This window comes from Pseudoalteromonas marina (assembly GCF_000238335.3).
GTDB lineage: Bacteria > Pseudomonadota > Gammaproteobacteria > Enterobacterales > Alteromonadaceae > Pseudoalteromonas > Pseudoalteromonas marina.
Window position 1 is genome coordinate 166,179 of record NZ_AHCB03000006.1, and the last position, 18,762, is coordinate 184,940.

The 18,762-nt window shown below is 38.9% G+C and carries 15 protein-coding genes and 5 tRNA genes; 4 read left to right on the forward strand and 16 right to left on the reverse strand.

Annotated elements, in window-relative coordinates; translation table 11 throughout:
• Positions 1-11: 11 nt before the first annotated feature.
• From clpX to PMAN_RS09715, 8 genes are all read right to left on the reverse strand, one after another.
• Positions 12-1,295 carry an ATP-dependent protease ATP-binding subunit ClpX gene (gene clpX / locus PMAN_RS09680; protein ID WP_006794855.1) on the reverse strand — a complete coding sequence of 428 codons (1,284 nt, stop codon included), beginning with the start codon at positions 1,293-1,295 and terminating at the stop codon, positions 12-14.
• 133 nt (positions 1,296-1,428) lie between these two features.
• Positions 1,429-2,046 carry an ATP-dependent Clp endopeptidase proteolytic subunit ClpP gene (gene clpP / locus PMAN_RS09685; protein ID WP_008126622.1) on the reverse strand — a complete coding sequence of 206 codons (618 nt, stop codon included), beginning with the start codon at positions 2,044-2,046 and terminating at the stop codon, positions 1,429-1,431.
• Between the two features lie 165 nt (positions 2,047-2,211).
• On the reverse strand, positions 2,212-3,516 hold the full coding sequence (tig, locus tag PMAN_RS09690) for a trigger factor (protein ID WP_008126620.1): 1,305 nt from the start codon (positions 3,514-3,516) through the stop codon (positions 2,212-2,214).
• 354 nt (positions 3,517-3,870) lie between these two features.
• Positions 3,871-3,947: transfer RNA gene (locus tag PMAN_RS09695), tRNA-Pro, on the reverse strand.
• 70 nt (positions 3,948-4,017) lie between these two features.
• Positions 4,018-4,094, reverse strand: a tRNA-Pro gene (locus PMAN_RS09700).
• A 13-nt stretch (positions 4,095-4,107) separates the two neighbouring features.
• Positions 4,108-4,183: transfer RNA gene (locus PMAN_RS09705), tRNA-His, on the reverse strand.
• A 23-nt stretch (positions 4,184-4,206) separates the two neighbouring features.
• Positions 4,207-4,283 (reverse strand) — tRNA-Arg (locus PMAN_RS09710).
• 58 nt (positions 4,284-4,341) lie between these two features.
• Positions 4,342-4,418: transfer RNA gene (locus PMAN_RS09715), tRNA-Pro, on the reverse strand.
• 346 nt (positions 4,419-4,764) lie between these two features.
• Between PMAN_RS09715 and folD the strand changes: the two genes are divergently transcribed.
• A complete protein-coding gene (gene folD / locus PMAN_RS09720) occupies positions 4,765-5,619 on the forward strand; it encodes a bifunctional methylenetetrahydrofolate dehydrogenase/methenyltetrahydrofolate cyclohydrolase FolD (RefSeq protein ID WP_008127813.1) in 855 nt (284 codons plus the stop codon).
• A 62-nt stretch (positions 5,620-5,681) separates the two neighbouring features.
• Here the strand turns inward: folD and cysS are convergent, their stop codons facing one another.
• Positions 5,682-7,061 carry a cysteine--tRNA ligase gene (gene cysS / locus PMAN_RS09725; protein WP_010557191.1) on the reverse strand — a complete coding sequence of 460 codons (1,380 nt, stop codon included), beginning with the start codon at positions 7,059-7,061 and terminating at the stop codon, positions 5,682-5,684.
• Between the two features lie 132 nt (positions 7,062-7,193).
• On the opposite strand from cysS, the gene PMAN_RS09730 reads away from it, so the two are divergent.
• Both PMAN_RS09730 and PMAN_RS09735 read left to right on the forward strand, forming a co-directional pair.
• A complete protein-coding gene (locus tag PMAN_RS09730) occupies positions 7,194-7,685 on the forward strand; it encodes a peptidylprolyl isomerase (RefSeq protein ID WP_010557192.1) in 492 nt (163 codons plus the stop codon).
• Positions 7,686-7,774: 89 nt separating this feature from the next.
• Positions 7,775-8,512 carry a UDP-2,3-diacylglucosamine diphosphatase gene (locus tag PMAN_RS09735; RefSeq protein ID WP_010557193.1) on the forward strand — a complete coding sequence of 246 codons (738 nt, stop codon included), beginning with the start codon at positions 7,775-7,777 and terminating at the stop codon, positions 8,510-8,512.
• 103 nt (positions 8,513-8,615) lie between these two features.
• Here the strand turns inward: PMAN_RS09735 and PMAN_RS09740 are convergent, their stop codons facing one another.
• The 3 genes from PMAN_RS09740 to miaE all read right to left on the reverse strand — a co-directional run bounded on the left by PMAN_RS09740 (position 8,616) and on the right by miaE (position 13,662).
• Positions 8,616-10,529: a sensor histidine kinase gene (locus PMAN_RS09740; protein ID WP_010557194.1), complete on the reverse strand. Its 1,914-nt coding sequence runs from the start codon at positions 10,527-10,529 to the stop codon at positions 8,616-8,618.
• On the reverse strand, positions 10,516-12,741 hold the full coding sequence (locus PMAN_RS09745; protein WP_010557195.1) for an EAL domain-containing protein: 2,226 nt from the start codon (positions 12,739-12,741) through the stop codon (positions 10,516-10,518). The genes PMAN_RS09740 and PMAN_RS09745 overlap by 14 nt, the downstream gene beginning before the upstream one ends.
• 162 nt (positions 12,742-12,903) lie before the next feature.
• Entirely contained in the window at positions 12,904-13,662 is a 759-nt protein-coding gene (gene miaE / locus PMAN_RS09750; RefSeq protein WP_010557196.1) for a tRNA isopentenyl-2-thiomethyl-A-37 hydroxylase MiaE, read from the reverse strand.
• A gap of 205 nt (positions 13,663-13,867) precedes the next feature.
• Between miaE and PMAN_RS09755 the strand changes: the two genes are divergently transcribed.
• The gene (locus PMAN_RS09755) at positions 13,868-14,467 is read left to right on the forward strand and encodes a Yip1 family protein (protein ID WP_006793888.1); all 600 of its coding nucleotides are present in this window, start codon (positions 13,868-13,870) and stop codon (positions 14,465-14,467) included.
• An 89-nt stretch (positions 14,468-14,556) separates the two neighbouring features.
• On the opposite strand, the gene purF is transcribed toward PMAN_RS09755, so the two are convergent.
• The 4 genes from purF to folC all read right to left on the reverse strand — a co-directional run bounded on the left by purF (position 14,557) and on the right by folC (position 18,747).
• Positions 14,557-16,083, reverse strand: a complete 1,527-nt coding sequence (purF, locus tag PMAN_RS09760; protein WP_010557197.1) for an amidophosphoribosyltransferase — start codon at positions 16,081-16,083, stop codon at positions 14,557-14,559.
• Positions 16,084-16,101: 18 nt separating this feature from the next.
• Positions 16,102-16,596, reverse strand: coding sequence for a CvpA family protein (locus PMAN_RS09765; RefSeq protein WP_006793890.1), 495 nt, complete (start codon positions 16,594-16,596; stop codon positions 16,102-16,104).
• A 184-nt stretch (positions 16,597-16,780) separates the two neighbouring features.
• Positions 16,781-17,470, reverse strand: coding sequence for an SPOR domain-containing protein (locus tag PMAN_RS09770; RefSeq protein ID WP_010557198.1), 690 nt, complete (start codon positions 17,468-17,470; stop codon positions 16,781-16,783).
• 11 nt (positions 17,471-17,481) lie between these two features.
• Positions 17,482-18,747 carry a bifunctional tetrahydrofolate synthase/dihydrofolate synthase gene (folC, locus tag PMAN_RS09775; protein ID WP_010557199.1) on the reverse strand — a complete coding sequence of 422 codons (1,266 nt, stop codon included), beginning with the start codon at positions 18,745-18,747 and terminating at the stop codon, positions 17,482-17,484.
• Between the last annotated feature and the right edge of the window lie 15 nt (positions 18,748-18,762).

Below are 18,762 nucleotides of genomic sequence, written 5' to 3' on the forward strand. Positions count from 1 at the left end.
TAGCTTAAAAACTATTCAGATGCTGCTTTATCTTGATTATTATTTTCATATATCAAGATTGGATCAGACTCACCTTTAATTACCGTTTCGTCAATAACTACTTTGCTGACATCATCCATAGATGGAAGTTCGTACATGGTATCTAGTAAAATACCTTCTACGATAGAGCGAAGGCCACGTGCACCGGTTTTACGAACCATTGCTTTGTGAGCTATAGCAGATAAAGCATCATCACGGAACTCAAGCTCTACATCTTCCATACCAAACAACACTGAGAACTGTTTAGTAATCGCGTTTTTAGGCTCACTTAGAATCTGTACGAGTGCAGCCTCATCTAACTCTGTGAGTGTAGCAACTACAGGTAAACGGCCAATAAATTCAGGTATTAAACCGTATTTCACTAAGTCTTCGGGCTCTACGTCTTTAAACGTTTCGCTTAAAGAACGCGTTTCTGCAGACTCTTTAACACTAACGCCAAAACCAATGCCAGTATTTTTATGGCTACGTTGCTCAATTACTTTATCAAGCCCTGAAAACGCACCACCACAAATAAACAAGATTTTAGACGTATCTACTTGTAAAAATTCTTGCTGTGGGTGTTTGCGTCCACCTTGAGGAGGCACAGAAGCAATCGTACCCTCAATTAGCTTAAGTAATGCTTGTTGCACACCTTCACCCGACACATCGCGCGTGATTGATGGGTTATCTGATTTGCGAGAAATTTTGTCTATTTCATCAATGTATACAATGCCACGCTGTGCTTTTTCCACATCGTAGTCGCATTTTTGCAATAGTTTTTGGATGATATTTTCTACATCCTCGCCCACGTAACCGGCTTCGGTAAGTGTCGTTGCATCAGCCATTGTAAACGGTACGTCAAGTAAACGAGCCAGCGTCTCTGCTAGTAATGTTTTACCACTACCAGTCGGACCTATTAGCAAAATATTACTTTTGCTAAGCTCAATATCTTGCTTGGTTGATTGATTACGAAGACGTTTGTAATGGTTGTAAACAGCAACAGACAATACTTTTTTCGCATGGTCTTGGCCGATAACGTAGTCGTCTAGGTGTTTTCGAATTTCTTTTGGAACAGGTAGTTTATCAGACGAGTCATGCTTAGGAGCAATATCTTTGATCTCTTCCCTGATAATATCGTTACACAACTCTACACATTCATCACAAACGTATACTGAAGGGCCTGCAATTAATTTGCGTACTTCGTGCTGGCTCTTGCCACAAAAAGAGCAGTATAACAATTTATTACTTTTGTCGCCGTCTGTAGGAGTGTCAGACATTCAGCTACCTCATCTTATTACGTTGGCCACCAAAATTTATGGTGGCTATTTCAATACGCTTAACTATAACAAAATTTATTGTTTTTCGCATAGTAACTAAAAGTGATTAACAGGTCCCCTGCTCACCAAGCGCTTACTTTTTATCGCGATTTGCAAATACTGAGTCAACTAAGCCGTACTCTACAGCTTCTGAAGCGCTCATGAAGTTGTCACGATCAGTATCTTTTGAAATCACATCTAACGGCTGACCCGTGTGTTCTGCCATTAAGCGATTTAGCTTATCTTTAATAGATAGTATTTCTTTGGCGTGTATTTCAAAGTCAGACGCCTGACCTTGGAAACCACCTAAAGGTTGGTGGATCATTACACGTGAGTTAGGTAAGCAAAAACGTTTACCTTTAGCACCAGCGGTAAGCAAAAATGCCCCCATGCTCGCTGCTTGTCCTACACAAATAGTACTCACATCAGGTTTGATAAAGTTCATTGTGTCGTAAATTGCCATACCAGCAGTTACTGAGCCACCCGGTGAATTTATGTATAAGAAAATATCTTTATCAGGGTTCTCTGATTCTAAAAATAGCATTTGCGCTAAAATTAGATTTGCCATGTTGTCTTCAACTTGGCCTGTTAAAAAAATAATACGCTCTTTTAAAAGTCGCGAATAAATATCATACGAGCGCTCACCTTTTGGTGTTTGCTCAACAACCATAGGGACCAATGCATTTAGGGGATCTGTAATACCAGTATTCATACTTATTTAATTCCTTATGCGCTTATACTTATCCTTATTATAAGGAAGCATAGTTATCGTTTTTCGCAAATTAAGAGCCAAAAACTAAAAATGGCCCGGGCACGCTGTTTAAACAGTGTAACACGAGCCATTTAATCGTTAGCGAGAGCTTAAGTCAATGACTTATTAAGCACCTTGCTGCGGATTCATGATGTCATCAAATGCTTTTTCAACGTCTGAAACATTTGCTTTAGCTAAAATAGCTTCAACAGCTTGCTCTTCCATTGCAACATTACGCATTTGTTGCATAAGTTGATCATTTGCTTTGTAGTATTCTACTACTTCAGTTGGATCTTCGTATGCAGAAGCCACTGTTGCAATTAATGCTTCAACTTTAGCATCATCAACTTTAATGTCGTTAGCTTTGATTACTTCGCCTAATAAAAGACCAGTTTTAACGCGTGTTACAGCTTGCTCATGGAACAATTCAGCTGGAAGCTCAGGCATGTTTTTAGCGTCACCGCCAAAACGTTGAGCTGCTTGCTGACGTAATGCGTCAACTTCTTGATCAACAAGTGCTTTTGGCACTTCAATTTCGTTGTTTTCTAAAAGACCTTTGATTGCTTGGTCTTTAACGTTAGCTTTAACCGCTTGGTCAAGTTCACGCGTCATGTTCTTTTTAACTTCTTCTTTAAGCGCGTCTACGCCGCCTTCGGTAACACCGAATTTAGTTGCAAACTCTTCGCTTAATTCAGGAAGCTCTTGCGCTTCTACTTTTTTCACTGTGATAGTGAATTGAGCTGCTTTACCTTTAAGGTTTTCAGCATGGTAATCTTCAGGGAATGTTACATCTGCAACAACTTCTTCGCCTGCTTTCTTACCAACGATGTTATCTTCAAAACCTGGGATCATACGACCTTGACCAAGCTCTAATGGGAAGTCATCAGCTTTACCGCCTTCAAAAACTTCACCGTCGATAGTACCTACGAAATCAACTGTTACACGGTCACTTTCGCCAGCAGCTGTATCAACTTCAGCCCATTCTGCGTGTTGCTTACGAAGAGTTTCTAGCATGTTAGCTAAGTCTTCGTCAGTTACTGTTACCGCTGGTTTTTCAACAGCAATTTTGTCTAAACCTTGAACTTCAACTTCAGGGTAAACTTCAAATGTAGCTGAGAATTCTAAATCTTTACCTGCTTCAAGTGATTTAGGAGCGAATGAAGGCGCGCCAGCAGGGTTAATTTTTTCAGCAACGATTGCTTCAATGTAGTTACGTTGCATTACTTCGCCAGCAACTTCTTGACGAACTGCAGCGCCAAAACGCTTGTTAATTACAGATACAGGTACCTTACCAGCACGGAAACCATCTATACGCTGTGTTTTTGACAGTTGTTGTAGGCGTTTTTTTACTTCGGTCTCAACGTTCTCTGCAGGAACGGTGATAGTTATACGGCGCTCAAGGCCTTGGGTCGTCTCAACAGAAACTTGCATGATTTACCTCAATATTCAATTTTGGCGACTGTTCGCCTTCCTTACAAACAAAGTGATCTGCATGAGTCTTGATAAAGTTTAAGCGATTTTTCACACTTAAAAGCATCCGTCGCTACCATGAGATACCATTGCTGCTTTGCCCTTAGGGCACTATGTTAAACAATAGACGCGGCATTATAACCTAATATTTATGATAGTCGAGTATGGGGGGCAATTATTTGGGATAGATTGGGTACTACAGCACCTAACCGAGTAAAAAACAGGCTAACCGTTGTTTTCAGAGGTTTAAGTGAGATTTATTTATAGCAATATAAAAATAGAATAAAAAAAACAGAGGAGTTATAAATAAGAAAATGGTCGGCGATGCAGGATTTGAACCTGCGACCCCTTGGACCCAAACCAAGTGCGCTACCAAACTGCGCTAATCGCCGACATTGAAGGCTAAGCTTCTTTTTTCATACTGAACAATTAAACAGAGCGTTTAAAACCACTTTGAGAAAGTGGTCGGCGATGCAGGATTTGAACCTGCGACCCCTTGGACCCAAACCAAGTGCGCTACCAAACTGCGCTAATCGCCGATATTCTTGTAAATGGGGTGACTGATGGGGCTCGAACCCACGACAACCGGAATCACAATCCGGGGCTCTACCAACTGAGCTACAATCACCGCTATATTCACATGTTTTCAAATGGCGCACCCAGAAGGATTCGAACCTTCGACCGACGCCTTAGAAGGGCGTTGCTCTATCCAGCTGAGCTATGGGCGCATCGAAAACTTCATAGTTTACCAATAAGCTATTCGATTATAATCAAATTATAAAAAAATGGTCGGCGATGCAGGATTTGAACCTGCGACCCCTTGGACCCAAACCAAGTGCGCTACCAAACTGCGCTAATCGCCGTTACTTACTATTCTCTACGAGTGACCTCGTTGACAACGGGGTGCATAATAGTGATTTGACGGGGTTAGGTCAAACGTTTTTTTAAGAAAACAAATCAAGTGGTCATTTTTAGCCCACAATGGCTAAATATTATAATAGAAGACTGAAATTTAAACTATTTAATTACTCTAGTACTATATAGATGAAAAGCAACTTGGCGCTGCAATGCTTTTCTGCGAAAATGGCTTGGTAATATTAAATGAAAAATAAAGTTGTTATTTTCTTTATAAGCATATGCCCCTTTTTATTATGCGTTCATTTGTAAAGTATCGGTATCTAGTTAATTAACCCCAATTAAAGGTCAACCATGACGGCAAACATCATTGATGGTAAAGCAATCGCAAAACAAGTACGTAGTACAGTTGCACAACGCGTAAGCGAACGCGTTTCTAAAGGATTACGCGCCCCCGGACTTGCAGTGGTCCTCGTAGGACTTGATCCAGCAAGCCAAGTTTATGTTGGTTCAAAGCGTAAAGCCTGTGAAGAAGTTGGTTTTATTTCAAAATCATTTGATTTACCTGCAGACACAAAAGAAGATGCTCTTTTAAGTTTAATTGATGAGCTAAATAATGATGCTGAAGTAGATGGCATTTTGGTGCAGTTACCTTTACCTGATGGACTCGATGCAGAGAAAATTTTAGAACGCATTACACCACACAAAGACGTTGATGGCTTTCACCCATACAATATAGGTCGTTTAGCACAGCGTATGCCTGCGCTTCGTCCTTGTACCCCAAAAGGGATTATTACTTTACTCGATTCTACCGGTGTTCGTTATAAAGGCATGCATGCGGTTGTGGTTGGCGCATCAAATATTGTGGGCCGCCCTATGTCGTTAGAGCTATTACTGGCCGGTTGTACGACTACTGTGTGCCATAAGTTTACACAAGATTTAGAAACCCATGTGCGACGCGCAGACCTGCTGGTTGTAGCTGTGGGCAAACCTGAATTTATCCCTGGAGATTGGGTAAAAGAAGGTGCCATTGTTATAGATGTAGGTATAAACCGTTTAGATACAGGTAAACTAGTAGGCGACGTTGAATACAGCATTGCAGAGCAAAAAGCTCACTTTATTACTCCTGTTCCTGGCGGGGTTGGCCCAATGACCGTGGCCAGCTTAATTGAAAATACATTAGAAGCATGCGAAAAATATCATAGCTGAATATAATTCAAATAAAAAAGGGTTGCCATTCGGCAACCCTTTTTTATTACAAGCGAGTAATTTTAAGCCTTACGCCACGTTGTTTTACCGGCTGAATCTTCAAGTATTACACCTAATGCATTAAGCGCATCACGTGCTTCATCAGCAGCAGCCCAGTCTTTACTCGCACGTGCTTCATTACGTTTTACTATTAAGGCTTCAATCGTTGCAACTTCATTATCATCTTGCCCGCCTTGTAAAAAAGCCTCAGGCGCTTGTTGTGCAACGCCTAATACTTCGCCAATAGTACGTAATATAAACGCAAGTTGACCCGCCTGTATTGCATCGCTTTCTTTTACGCGGTTTAGCTCTTTTGCCAGCTCAAATAAAACAGGTAAAGCCTCTGGAGTATTAAAATCATCATCCATTGCTTTTCTAAATTTAATCACGAACTCGTTACTCTCAAGCTCACACTCGATAGGTTTAACGTCACGTAAAGCAGTATAAATACGCTCAAGCGATGAACGCGCTTGGTCTAAGTTTTCTTGCGAGTAATTAAGTTGGCTGCGGTAATGACCTGATATTAAAAAGTAACGAACCGACTCAGGGTCGTACTCTTTTAGCACATCGCGTACAGTAAAAAAATTATCTAACGATTTAGACATTTTTTCTTTATTTACTTGTACCATACCCGTATGGATCCACGTATTTACATACTCACCATTATTGGCACAGCATGACTGCGCAATTTCATTTTCATGGTGCGGAAACTGTAAATCAGACCCCCCACCATGAATATCAAAATGTTCACCTAAATGCTTTGAGCTCATAGCTGAACATTCAATGTGCCAACCTGGGCGCCCTTCTCCCCATGGAGATGACCATGAAGGCTCGCCGGCTTTGGCTTTTTTCCATAAAACAAAGTCCAATGGGTCATCTTTATCTTGCGCAACTTCCACACGCGAGCCTGACTGCAACATTGTTAAATCTTGCTGAGAGAGCGCGCCGTATTGCTCAAACGTTGATACATCAAATAACACGTCACCATCAGCTGCAACATACGCATGCCCTTTAGCTATTAAACGCTCAACCATTTCAATAATTTCACCCATGTGCCCTGTCACTGTCGGTTCTACATCGGGGCGTAACATGTTTAGGCTATCAAAATCTTCATGCATGGCTTTGGTCATGCGCAGTGTTAAATCGTTTATTGACTCTTTATTTTCATTTGCACGTTTAATAATTTTGTCGTCAACGTCGGTAATATTACGCACATATTTTAAATTGTAACCAATATGGCGAAGGTAGCGAACAATGACGTCAAAGCCAACAAATGTACGCGCATGGCCGATATGACAGTAATCGTAAATGGTGATACCACACACATACATGTCGATTTTACCATCGACCATAGGTTTAAATTGTTCTTTTTGTCGCGTGAGTGTGTTGTATATTTGTACCATTTAGTTGGTGTCCTTCACTATTATCAAGAAAATGTATGTTACCACTTGAAAAGCATGGGCTCTAGCGCTTTGTTAATCTTAGCTAACTAAGATAAAATAGTGCGACTATTTAAACCAGATATAGGAAAGCACATGGTTGTTCTACACACAAACTTTGGTGACATCACCATTAAAATGTTTGAGCAAGAAGCTCCAAACACAGTAAAAAACTTTTTAGAGTATGCAAACGCAGGTTTTTACAACGGTACAATTTTTCACCGTGTAATTGATGGCTTTATGGTTCAAGGTGGTGGCTTTGTTTCAGGTATGGAGCAAAAAGACGTTAACGATCCAATTCAAAACGAAGCTAACAACGGCCTGCCTAATAAAGTAGGTACTTTAGCTATGGCACGCACGCCAGATCCACACTCTGCTACAGCACAGTTTTTTATTAATGTTAACAACAACGATTTTTTAAACCACAGCAGCGAAACGTCTCAAGGCTGGGGTTACTGTGTGTTTGCTGAAGTAGTTGAAGGCATGGACATTGTAGAAAAAATTAAAGGTGTAGCTACTGGTAGCAATGGTTTTCACCAAGATGTTCCTCTTGAAGACGTGATCATCGAAAGCGTTACTGTTAACTAATAGTTCGCTTACCCACATAACGTGGAGTATCAGCGGGTGTCATTGCAACATGCATGCGCCCGCTTTATTTTTATCGAAAAGATATCCCTATGACTCAAAAAACGTATTTTATTGCTGATTTACATTTAACTGAAAACAGACCTGATATTAGCGCTGCTTTTTTTAAGTTTTTAGAATCTAACATTTTGAATCAAGACGTTGATGCGCTTTACATTTTAGGTGACTTTTTTGAAGTATGGGTAGGTGATGACTACGTCACTGAACTTGCGCGCAGTGTAGCTACAAAGCTTAAAGCAATAAGTGATTCAGGTATTCCCGTCTATTTTATTCATGGTAATCGCGACTTTATCCTGCGAGAACACTATGCAAATTTAGCAGGTATGACACTGTTAGATGAGCAAACTGTTATAGACCTTTACGGCACACCCACTGTTATTTTACATGGGGATGAAATGTGTACCCAGGATATTGAGTATCAAAAATTTCGTAAAAAAAGCCGCGGTTGGTGGTGGCCAAAATTAATGCTTGCCATGCCATTATGGTACCGAAAAAAAATAGCTCGCAATGCCCGTGAAAAAAGTAAGCTTAGCCAAGCAGATAAACCGATAGAAATTTTAGACGTTGTTGATGATGCTGTCCTTTCGACATTTAAGAGGCACAAAGTTGTTAACATGATCCATGGTCATACGCACCGACCAAATATTCATACATACTCACTAAATGGACAAACGCTTACACGAACTGTTTTAGGTGACTGGTATGAACAAGGCTCCTACTTAATTGTGACACCTCAAGAACAAAGGCTAATAAACACACCATTTAAATGAGCTATATAAAGCCATTTTTAGAGCCTCAAACCCTAAGTGTAGTTCATTTAAGGCCCTATATAGCATTTAAATAATACGTTAAAAGTTAAATGTGGGTACTCACTTAATTTTTAGGCAACGTAATTGTAAATCGAGTTTTAAATTTATCCTCCCATTGAGGATCAGACTCTAAAACCAATTGCCCTTTTAAAATTTTAGTGACCCATTGAGATACCATATAAAGCCCAAGCCCTATGTTCCCTTTACCGCGCGCTGATGTATGAAAGGGCTCAAAAATAACAGATTGCTGCTGCTGATTAATCCCGCATCCGCTGTCTGATACGATAATATTTACATCTCCCTTATCACTTTCCTCAACCTTAATTTCAATCTCACCAGATTGATTCTCTTCAAAAGCGTGGTTAAGCGCATTCATTATAAGGTTTTCAATAACCTGTGAAATAATCCCAGGGCGACTTTTAAGCGTGCAGTTATCATTAAATAGGGTTTTAATTTTAACCTTTGAGGTTTTTAATCGAGAGTTCAGAGTAATCAACAACTCTTTTATTATTGCTTCAATATTACATTCAATAAACTCTTCATTATTTCTATCTATAGCCATTTTTTTAAAGCTTTTTACAAGCACAGCAGCTTTATCTAGGTTTACTCTGGCTAAGCCTAAATTATCATCTAAGCTTGATACGCTGTTCTCTAGCAGAGACTTTGTTAAGCCAGTTTTTATACCTTCATTGAGGCGGCTCATCACCGACTCAGCGTTAGTAACAGAAATAATAGCACCGCCAATAGGCGTGTTCATCTCATGAGCTACACCCGCAACAAGCATGCCTAATGAAGATAATTTTTGCGCTTCAACAAAGCTATCCTGCAAAAGTTGCTGCTGCCTAATGGTATTTGAAAGTTGATTATTGACAGAATCCAGCTCCAACTTTTCAGCGCGTAACTGGTCAAATAAATCTTTTAGCGTTTTTGTATAGCAATATTCTCTGTATAAAATAAAGCCACCAATAAACAAAAGAATAATGCCGCCAATACCAGCATAACCTAGCGCCGTAAAGTGTATTTTATTCATCAATTTATCTTTACTTTTGATGTAAATATAAATGACTTCATTAAGGGTTTCATTATGCCTTTTTGAAAAAAGTGCGGGCAGCTTGTCTAACGAATAAATGTTTGAATCAAAATATCTTACTGTATTTTCTTGTTGGTTTTGCATAGACTCCCAGAGTGATGGGTTATAACTAGCAATTGTTAGCTCTGGCAATCCAAGCATAAACCCCCACTCTTTAGACTTATCATTGTTGAAAATCCAATACCCATCTTTATTTACAATATTAATTTGAGCGTTTTCAGAAGAGTAATTTCTAATTTTCTGAAAAAAGTCAGATAAGTTAAAATTAATTATAATGAGGCCATCAACTATATATTCGCTTGAGCTGGTTCGATAAGTAACTCTAATGGTGGGTTCGTATGGCTCAACTATTGAACCATACTCCATATTTAAATCAATTCTTGATAAAAACGAATCAGGTGCCTCTATCGATATGCCTTGCCTAAAATAATAGCGCGATATTTTGTTTTGTAGTTCACTTTGCTCAATTACTTTAGCTTCTCCATCTTTGAAGTCGACCCTAAAGCGCTCGTTTCCTACAATATCAATCCATCGTATTTGAGATATATTAGGTGACAATTGGCCAAAACTGATAAAGTACTCATTAATGGTGTTTATCGACTTTGAATCTCTAAACTCGTATCTTGGCAAGCCGCCTCTTTTTAAGTTTTTGTTATTTGCTAGAACCTGTGTTAGTTTTTTTATGCTACTTAGCTCTTTTACAAACTCTGTCTGCACTAACGATAGTTTGTCGTCCTGATAATCTTGAACAAGCGTAAGCCTTGATTGGTAAATTTGCCAATATACTAAAAAACTAATAACGCCAGCAGCAACCATAATAAACAATGCTTTAATATATAGCTGTTTATTATTTAAACTAACAGAAAGTCTATGATCAAACTTTTCCATATTGCTTTAACCATGTTGTTAAATCGTCAAAAAACAGTGGTTTTGAAAAGTAATAACCTTGGGCCACATCACAGCCTATTTTTTTAACCCATTCACACTGTTCTAGTGTTTCTACACCCTCAACAATAATAGAAAAATTAAATCGTCTGGCTAAGTTTACAATCATTTCTAGGATGTATTGGTTATTAGCATTGCGCTCAATATCAGTTAAAAAACATCTGTCTATTTTTAAAATATTTGCAGGTATCTCAGTTATGTGTGAAATAGATGAATAACCTGTTCCAAAATCATCAATACTTACTTTAATACCCAGCGCCATAAATTCATCTAACGACTCTCTAATTAAGTCGTAATTACTGATCGCTTGGGTCTCAGTAATCTCTAGCTCAAGCATTTCTGGAAGTATATTGGCATCTTTTAACTTATGAAGGACTTTTTTGCAGTAATCAGGGTCAACCAAATCAAAGGCAGATGCATTAAAAGCAATAGGCAGATTTACGCCTATATCACTTAACTTATGAATGGTCGAAATTATCTTATCGAAAATAACGCTGTCTAATTCACTAATTAAACCAGCTGTTTCAGCAAGTTCAATAAATACTTCTGGACTTACAAAACTACCGTCTTCTAATTGCCAACGAGCCAATGCCTCAAAGCCCACAGGGGTTAACGTTGCTAAGTCCATTTTCGGCTGTAAGGCTACTTGTAAAGTACCAGCACCAATTACTCTTCTTAATCGGGCCATTAAACTATATCGGTTAGTTAATGCTTCTGTTTTTTCTTGGGTATGCTTTATATATTTTAAAGATGCGGTTTGGCTATCACTTAAACTAGATTCAGCAATGCTTATTATTTTTTCGGGTACAATATTTAAAACAGAGCTTAGCGCTAAATCAAGAATTCTCAAATCAGCATATTGTTTTACAGAGGTAATTATACATTTTTGCCTTATCAGGCTAGCTATCATTTCGTCGGTTATATCGAAGTTTGCGTTTATAAGTAATCCAAAGCTACTGTTATTGATAATGGCAATACGCGCTGAATAACCATCAAAAATAGTCATTAAATTTTTATAAACTTCTTTTAATAGCTTTTGACAAAAATCGTGACCAAACGAAAAAGCTTTTTCTTCAAATTGCTCAACTTCAAAAACTAACAAACGTGTTTGGTACTGCTCGTGCAGGTTCATATTTTTTATTTCACGAGTGAGCCAGTTACGATTATGCATGTTTAACGACACATCGGTATATGCAAGTTCAGTAAGCTTGTTAAGCAGTGCTATATTACTAAACCCTGTGCTTACATTTTCACTGAATACTTTTAATAAATATTCATTTTGCTCTGATATTTCATTGTCCGACTGAACAATCGTTATATAGCTTTCCCCAGCTATTTCTTTGTTGCAAAAATAAAATATCGTGTGGTGCTCAGAAAAAATGTGCCTTTTTTCGTCCAAAGCTCGCTCAAAATCACTGTAGATTTGTGGAAGCAAAACCCTATCGTCAATAAGCTTTCCTTCAAACCCATCAAAACAACCATTAGCTGTCGAAATATGCGCTCTGATAATTTCGCCATCACTTTGAGTAGAGCACATAATCCCTCCTCCCTCAGTGACGTTTAAAATATTACTGATTTCTTCTAAAACAGCTTTAGAGAAAGATCCCATATCGTGTTTACTGTTTATGCTTCTTGAAGCATCTAAAACAAGTTGAAGACCTTTTCTGGCTGAAGATATTTGTGAAATGTATTTCCAGGTGCGTAAGTTGCTTGTAACAATAGATTGTAATTTTTCAGCAGAGACGTCTGATTTATTCCAATATTCGTCTATATCAAGCGTTTTCATTATTTGCTGTTCGGGAGCAAAGCCTGGTTGACCTGTAAGTAAAACAATACGCATGTCTGCGTTACCAATCACCTCTCTTATAGTACTTACAAGCCTAAGACCTGAGTCATCATCTTCCATAACAACATCTATAAAGGTGAGCGCTATATCTGGATGCAAACTGAGCACTAAAGCTGCTTGTGAAACCGAGTTAGCTGTGAGAACTTCTATTTCACAATTATCCTCTGGTGTCATTTCTTTTAAGCTATTAGTTAAAGCAAGCTGGTAATTTATATCGTCCTCAACAGTGAGCACTTTTATTTTTTTTATTGTTGAGCTGTCTTCTTCACGCTCCTCATCAAATACAAACAAACTGTTGCTATCGGACATCCTACACCGCCTATATAAAAAATATACAACTAAATTTAATAGATATAGTTCGTAAATTTGTATGTAACTATTTACTATATATATAGTAGAAGGCGATTTAAGTTTGGTCTAATTTTTAGTGCTTTATCTCATCAGTTACGCAAAAAATAAAGCACAGGGGGATTATGCTGGCGTGCCACTATGAAATTTGAAGTCTTCATCTGCCGATACAATAAGTTCAGCTTCAATTTCACCAAATTCCTTAACCCTTTGCGTAATATCGAAATCGGCAATTTCTTGAGCTAAGGCTAGATAATCTTGATAATGACGTGCCTCTGAGCGCAGTAGCGAAATATAAAAATCACCTAGACGTTTATCTACATGGGGCGCCAACTTTGCAAAACGCTCACACGAGCGTGCCTCAATGTAAGCACCTACAATTAATTTGTCGACAAGTGCATTTGGCTCGAATGTTTTTACATTTCGTAACATCCCTTTAGCGTAACGACATGGTGTAATACTTTGGTACTCTACACCGTACTCATCCATTATTTCTAAAACTTGGTAAAAGTGATGTAACTCTTCTTTTATGAGCAACACCATTTTGTCAATTAAGTCTTGCCCGTAAGGAGAGTTAGACTTAGGAATGATTGATTTAGTGAGCTTGTTTTTTGCTGCTAAATCACGCCAGTTACCTTCACGTTTATAAATAAGTGTTTCGAATGGTTTAAGCCAGGCTAAAAGTGCATCACCGCTTTCTTTATCTACTGCATACTTACGAATTAAAAACATTGCTGACTGAGCTGCTTTTAACTCACAAATTAAGTGATCTATTAAAATAACTGACAGATTTTCTTTTTTGATTGCTTTATCTACCCACTGAGTCGGTGTTTTGCACAATAAAAAGTCGTGAATAGGCTCTAACAGCTGGCTATGTGACACGTTTGATACTCGTTGCTAATTAAAATTAAAGAACCTGTATTTTAACACGAATTCACGGTTTGATTAAATCAAAGCCAACTTCATTTATTTGTTAAAAATTAGTTAACTTGACTTTGTACACTATGTGGCCCATAACTGTAAATGAACTGTATAAATAATACACTACAACAAAAACAATAATACCTTCCTAAACGGAGTACACACTATGATATTAAACCACCTATGGGGCTTATACGCTCACCCACTTGAAGAGTGGCAAACAATTGATAACCGACACGAAAGCTTGACCTATAGCTTGTCACACATTTTACTTATTGCTTTGTTTCCATCAATAATGGGGTATTACTCGTCTGTTTACTTGGGCTGGAGCATTGGCACTGGTGGTCTAGTATTTTTAACACATGAGAGCGCGCTATTAATAGCTATAGCCATGTATGTAGCTTTAATTATAGGTGTATTTGCACTTGCCTATTTAGCCCATTGGATGGCCGTTACTTTTGGCTCTAAACCCACCTTTACTCAAACGCTTGAACTAGCGGCTTACACAGCAACACCTGTATTTATGTCTGCGCTTGCCGCTTTTTGGCCTGTACTTTGGTTTGTTGTATGTGCTGGTATTGTTGCACTAGCCTACTCGGTTTATTTACTTTATACCGGAGTACCTATACTCATGCACATACCTGAAGAACGTGGTTTTATTTATGCAAGCTCGGTCGTTACTTGTGGGCTTATCCTACTAGTCATCATATTAGCTGCCACTGCGATTCTTTGGACAAATGGCATTGTAAGCCCCATGTTCACATAATAAATTTTAAGTAACTCGATTAAGTAATGTTCAACCAACAAAAAAGGAGCTAATTAGCTCCTTTTCTAAAATTAAAATACTCGAAAGAATTAATCTGTCTCGTTTTCTTCTTGGTTATGTATCTCTAACCCTGATGACATAGCGGTTTCGCGTGTGCTTTTAGCTGTATCGTTTCTCAGTTTATCTATTCGGTTTAAATAGTTTTGATCTATATCACCTGTTATATATTGCCCGTCAAACACAGAAGTTTCAAATTGAGTTATTTCTGGATTTTCTTGGCTTACAGCGGCCATTAGATCTGTTAATGACTGAAAAATCAATCCGTCAGAACCAATACTTGCGTTTATATCTTCAACCTCACGGCCATGCGCAATAAGTTCAGCTGCCGATGGCATATCTATACCATAAACATTTGGAAAGCGTATTTCAGGAGCTGCTGAGGCAAAGTATACATTTTTAGCACCAGACTCTCGCGCCATTTCCACAATTTGCGCTGATGTGGTACCGCGCACTATAGAGTCGTCAACAAGTAATACATTCTTACCTTTAAATTCACGATCAATTGCGTTTAGCTTTTGACGCACTGACTTTTTACGCATTTCTTGACCAGGCATAATAAACGTACGGCCAATGTAACGGTTTTTGACAAAGCCTTGGCGGTACGGTAAATCAAGTACGCGAGCAATTTCAAGCGCGACGTCACACGAAGTTTCTGGAATAGGAATGACAACATCAATGTCTTTATCTGCCCACTCACGTGCTATTTTTTCACCCAGTTTGGTACCCATGTTTACGCGTGTTGCATAAACCGACATTCTGTCTATTGTTGAGTCTGGACGAGCAAAATAAACAAATTCAAAAATACAAGGCGAGTAAGACACTTTATCTGCACAATTTAATGAGTGAAACTGTCCATCTTCCGTCACAAAAATAGCTTCACCTGGGGCTACATCGCGAATAAACTCAAAGCCATCAGGTTTTAGTGCCACACTTTCTGAGGCAAACATGTACTCTGTGCCTTTTTCAGTCTCGCGTTTACCAAAAACAAGAGGGCGAATACCGTTAGGATCACGAAACGCTACAACGCCGTGACCGATAATCATAGCAATGGCTGCATAGCCACCCGTTACTTTTTTGTTTACCTCAGCAACGGCTGTAAACACATCTTCTGGGTCTAGGTGCAACTTGTCTGAGCGACTAAGCTCATGTGCCATAATATTCAGCAATATCTCAGAATCAGACGTTGTATTAACATGTCGACGTGCTTCTGAAAATAACTGTTCTTTTAGTTCTTCAGCATTTGTAAGGTTTCCATTATGCGCAAGGGCGATACCAAATGGTGAGTTTACATAAAAAGGCTGTGCCTCAGATGAACTAGAAGAGCCTGCTGTTGGATAACGTACGTGGCCAATACCAATGGTACCTTGTAGTCGCTTCATGTGACGTGTGTGAAATACATCTTTCACTAGGCCGTTTGCTTTACGTAAGCTAAACGTATTATTTTCAATGGTAATTATTCCCGCGGCGTCTTGCCCACGATGCTGCAAAACAGTTAAGCCATCATATATCGCCTGATTCACAGGAGACGTTCCGACTATTCCAACGATACCACACATGTAATTTATCCTCGCCGATTAACGGTTTACTGAATTTAAAAAGCTGGAGTTGTTTTCGAGGTACGAAAAAAACCATTCAACAACAAAGCCAAATTCTGGAATCAAAATAGAATTACCCCACCAGTGCGTATTAGGTGCACCAGTAAAAGCATCAAGAAAGAAGAGTAACGCGCTCACGACCAACACGCCTCGTAGAGCACCAAACACTATGCCAAAGACACGGTCAGTACCCGATAAGCCAGTACGAAGTACAAGCTGACCTAAAATATAGTTTAGTAAACCGCCTAACAGGAGCGTCGCAAAGAAGAGTATGGCAATGGCCGCCGCATTTCTTAAAAGGGGTTCAGAAATGCTTGTTAGGAAGGAAGCTAAATATTGGTAAAATAAACTTGAGATGATAAACGCGCCTGCCCATACCGCTAATGACATAGCTTCTTTTACAAAGCCGCGTATTAAACCGATGATGGTAGACAGTGCAATGATGCCAAGAATGGCGTAATCAACCCAGATCATAATAACCAATTAGTCGCTATTTTGGGGCGCATTCTATACCCAAACATCCTCAGTATGCAAGTTTAAACGGGAGATAACCGCAGCCAAACTGAAACATTTAATTAACATTTTGACGGTTAATAAATTGACCTAAGTAATTGTGTAACATCAAAGAAAAAGGCCTTATTGTTTAAGGCCTTTTTAATTAGTTAGTTACTTCGTATTGGGTTATTTTACCGTTAAGCTTAGTAAGCTTTTTAAGTTCTGGTAATTGCTTTTCCAACTCAGTTTTATCAAGTGACGGACCAACAAATACTTTTGTTAGCGTTCCGTTGGGTGTTTTTATAGGTTTAGTAAACGTATTAAACCCTTTTGAAGTTAATTTAGCCTGTAATGCTTTAACATTTGCAGCATGAGAAAAACTACCTAACTGCACCACGTAGGCCATATCAGTTAGATTTTCCTCACTTTTACGCGGCGTAATAGGCTTAGGTGCCTCTTTAACTACTTTTTCGGGAACCTTAGTCTCTTCTTTCGCTTTAGCAACTTGCGGTTCAGCAATATCAGTTTTTGTAGCTTTAGGTATAACTGACGCTTCAACTATTTTCTCTTCGCTAGCAAAGTTGCTTTGTGAAATAGTATCGTCTTGCTCTAAAACGTCATCATCAGGAGAAATATCTTCAATGTTATCTTGCTTTAACGGCTCAGCTATAGCTACTTGATCATTAATTGAGTCTTGCAAGTCAATCGTTTTGAACTCAGGTCGCTCTGGGATCGCTTTAAAGCCTTCCTTGTAGTGCACTTTTTCACCATCAAGTATGTTTGGGATAAACACAATAGCTGCGATCACCACAATACTTGTTCCAACTAAGCGATTTATAAAACTTGAGTTCACCGATATCCTCTCTATTTTTTAAAATAATTAATAGCATCTGCTACTGTAAAAAATGAACCAAATACAATTAAAATAACATTGTCTTGCTGCTTAGGTAAAATAACACTCAGTGCTCGTTCAACGCTTTCAAAGCTTTGTACCTTGTCGTGAGTAGATACGCTTTGTAGGGCTTCTTTTAAGTTATTAGCACTATCACCACGAGGGCCGCCTAAGCTAGCAAGAAACCAATCATCAACAAGATGGGCTAGCTCTTTGAGCACCGCTGCTTTATCTTTATCAGCAAGCATAGCGGCTAATGCATGAACTTTAAAGCCTTTATCTTTGTAACTTAATAACTTATTGGCTAAATAGCGAGCTGATTCTGGATTGTGAGCGACGTCTGTAAATACCAATGGCTCTGTGCTTAATTGTTCGAAACGCCCTTCCACCACCAAGTTAGCTAAGCAATTCTTTATTACATCAACATTGGGTAATAAATTTAAAACGCTCAACACTGTTAGAGCAGTCGCTGCATTTTGCGCGGGTATTGCAGGCTTATTGAGTGTCAGGTTATGTTTTTCAAACTGCCAATTAAACGTTTTGTCGTGCTCTTTAAAAATAAAGTGAGTGCCTGATAATGTCATATTGGCACTAATCTCGTTACCGTAATCAATCATTGTATGCGGGATAATTAAGTCCCCAATGATAGCGGGGGTATCTTTGCGGAATATACCTGCTTTATCGTACGCCACCAGCTCTCTGGTATCGCCAAGGTATTCTTTGTGGTCTAAATCGATAGTTGTAATCACACTTGCGTATGGCGTTACTATATTTGTTGCATCAAAACGCCCGCCTAAGCCAACTTCTAATAATACATAATCTACTTCAAAGCGCTTAAAAATAGCCAGTGCCCCCAACGTACCGTACTCAAAATACGTAAGCGGTGTGCTACCCCGGCCTTGCTCTAGCGTGTTGAAGGCATCAACATGGTATTGATCATCAAGCTCTTGACCATTTATGCGAACACGTTCGTTATATCGAATTAAATGAGGAGAGGCGTAAGTACCTACGCTGTAACCTTGTGCAAGTAGTAGCGATTCTAAACAGCGCGCAGTCGTGCCTTTGCCGTTTGTGCCGCCAATAAGAATAATTTTGCTGGAAGTGTTTAATAAGCCAATGTTGTTGGCAACAGTAGCAACGCGTTCAAGACCCATTTCAATGTTGGCTGGGTGAACACTTTCTAAATAAAAAAGCCAATCATCAAGGCTTGATGATTGGCTAGGGATTGTTTTTGTCATAGCATAAATCAGAAA

Excerpts from the sequence above, each read along its gene's own strand:
- clpX (WP_006794855.1), bottom strand. The coding sequence starts at position 1,295 with ATGTCTGACACTCCTACAGACGGCGACAAAAGTAATAAATTGTTATAC.
- clpP (WP_008126622.1), bottom strand. The coding sequence starts at position 2,046 with ATGAATACTGGTATTACAGATCCCCTAAATGCATTGGTCCCTATGGTT.
- tig (WP_008126620.1), bottom strand. The coding sequence starts at position 3,516 with ATGCAAGTTTCTGTTGAGACGACCCAAGGCCTTGAGCGCCGTATAACT.
- folD (WP_008127813.1), top strand. The coding sequence starts at position 4,765 with ATGACGGCAAACATCATTGATGGTAAAGCAATCGCAAAACAAGTACGT.
- cysS (WP_010557191.1), bottom strand. The coding sequence starts at position 7,061 with ATGGTACAAATATACAACACACTCACGCGACAAAAAGAACAATTTAAA.
- PMAN_RS09730 (WP_010557192.1), top strand. The coding sequence starts at position 7,194 with ATGGTTGTTCTACACACAAACTTTGGTGACATCACCATTAAAATGTTT.
- PMAN_RS09735 (WP_010557193.1), top strand. The coding sequence starts at position 7,775 with ATGACTCAAAAAACGTATTTTATTGCTGATTTACATTTAACTGAAAAC.
- PMAN_RS09740 (WP_010557194.1), bottom strand. The coding sequence starts at position 10,529 with ATGGAAAAGTTTGATCATAGACTTTCTGTTAGTTTAAATAATAAACAG.
- PMAN_RS09745 (WP_010557195.1), bottom strand. The coding sequence starts at position 12,741 with ATGTCCGATAGCAACAGTTTGTTTGTATTTGATGAGGAGCGTGAAGAA.
- PMAN_RS09755 (WP_006793888.1), top strand. The coding sequence starts at position 13,868 with ATGATATTAAACCACCTATGGGGCTTATACGCTCACCCACTTGAAGAG.
- purF (WP_010557197.1), bottom strand. The coding sequence starts at position 16,083 with ATGTGTGGTATCGTTGGAATAGTCGGAACGTCTCCTGTGAATCAGGCG.
- PMAN_RS09765 (WP_006793890.1), bottom strand. The coding sequence starts at position 16,596 with ATGATCTGGGTTGATTACGCCATTCTTGGCATCATTGCACTGTCTACC.
- folC (WP_010557199.1), bottom strand. The coding sequence starts at position 18,747 with ATGACAAAAACAATCCCTAGCCAATCATCAAGCCTTGATGATTGGCTT.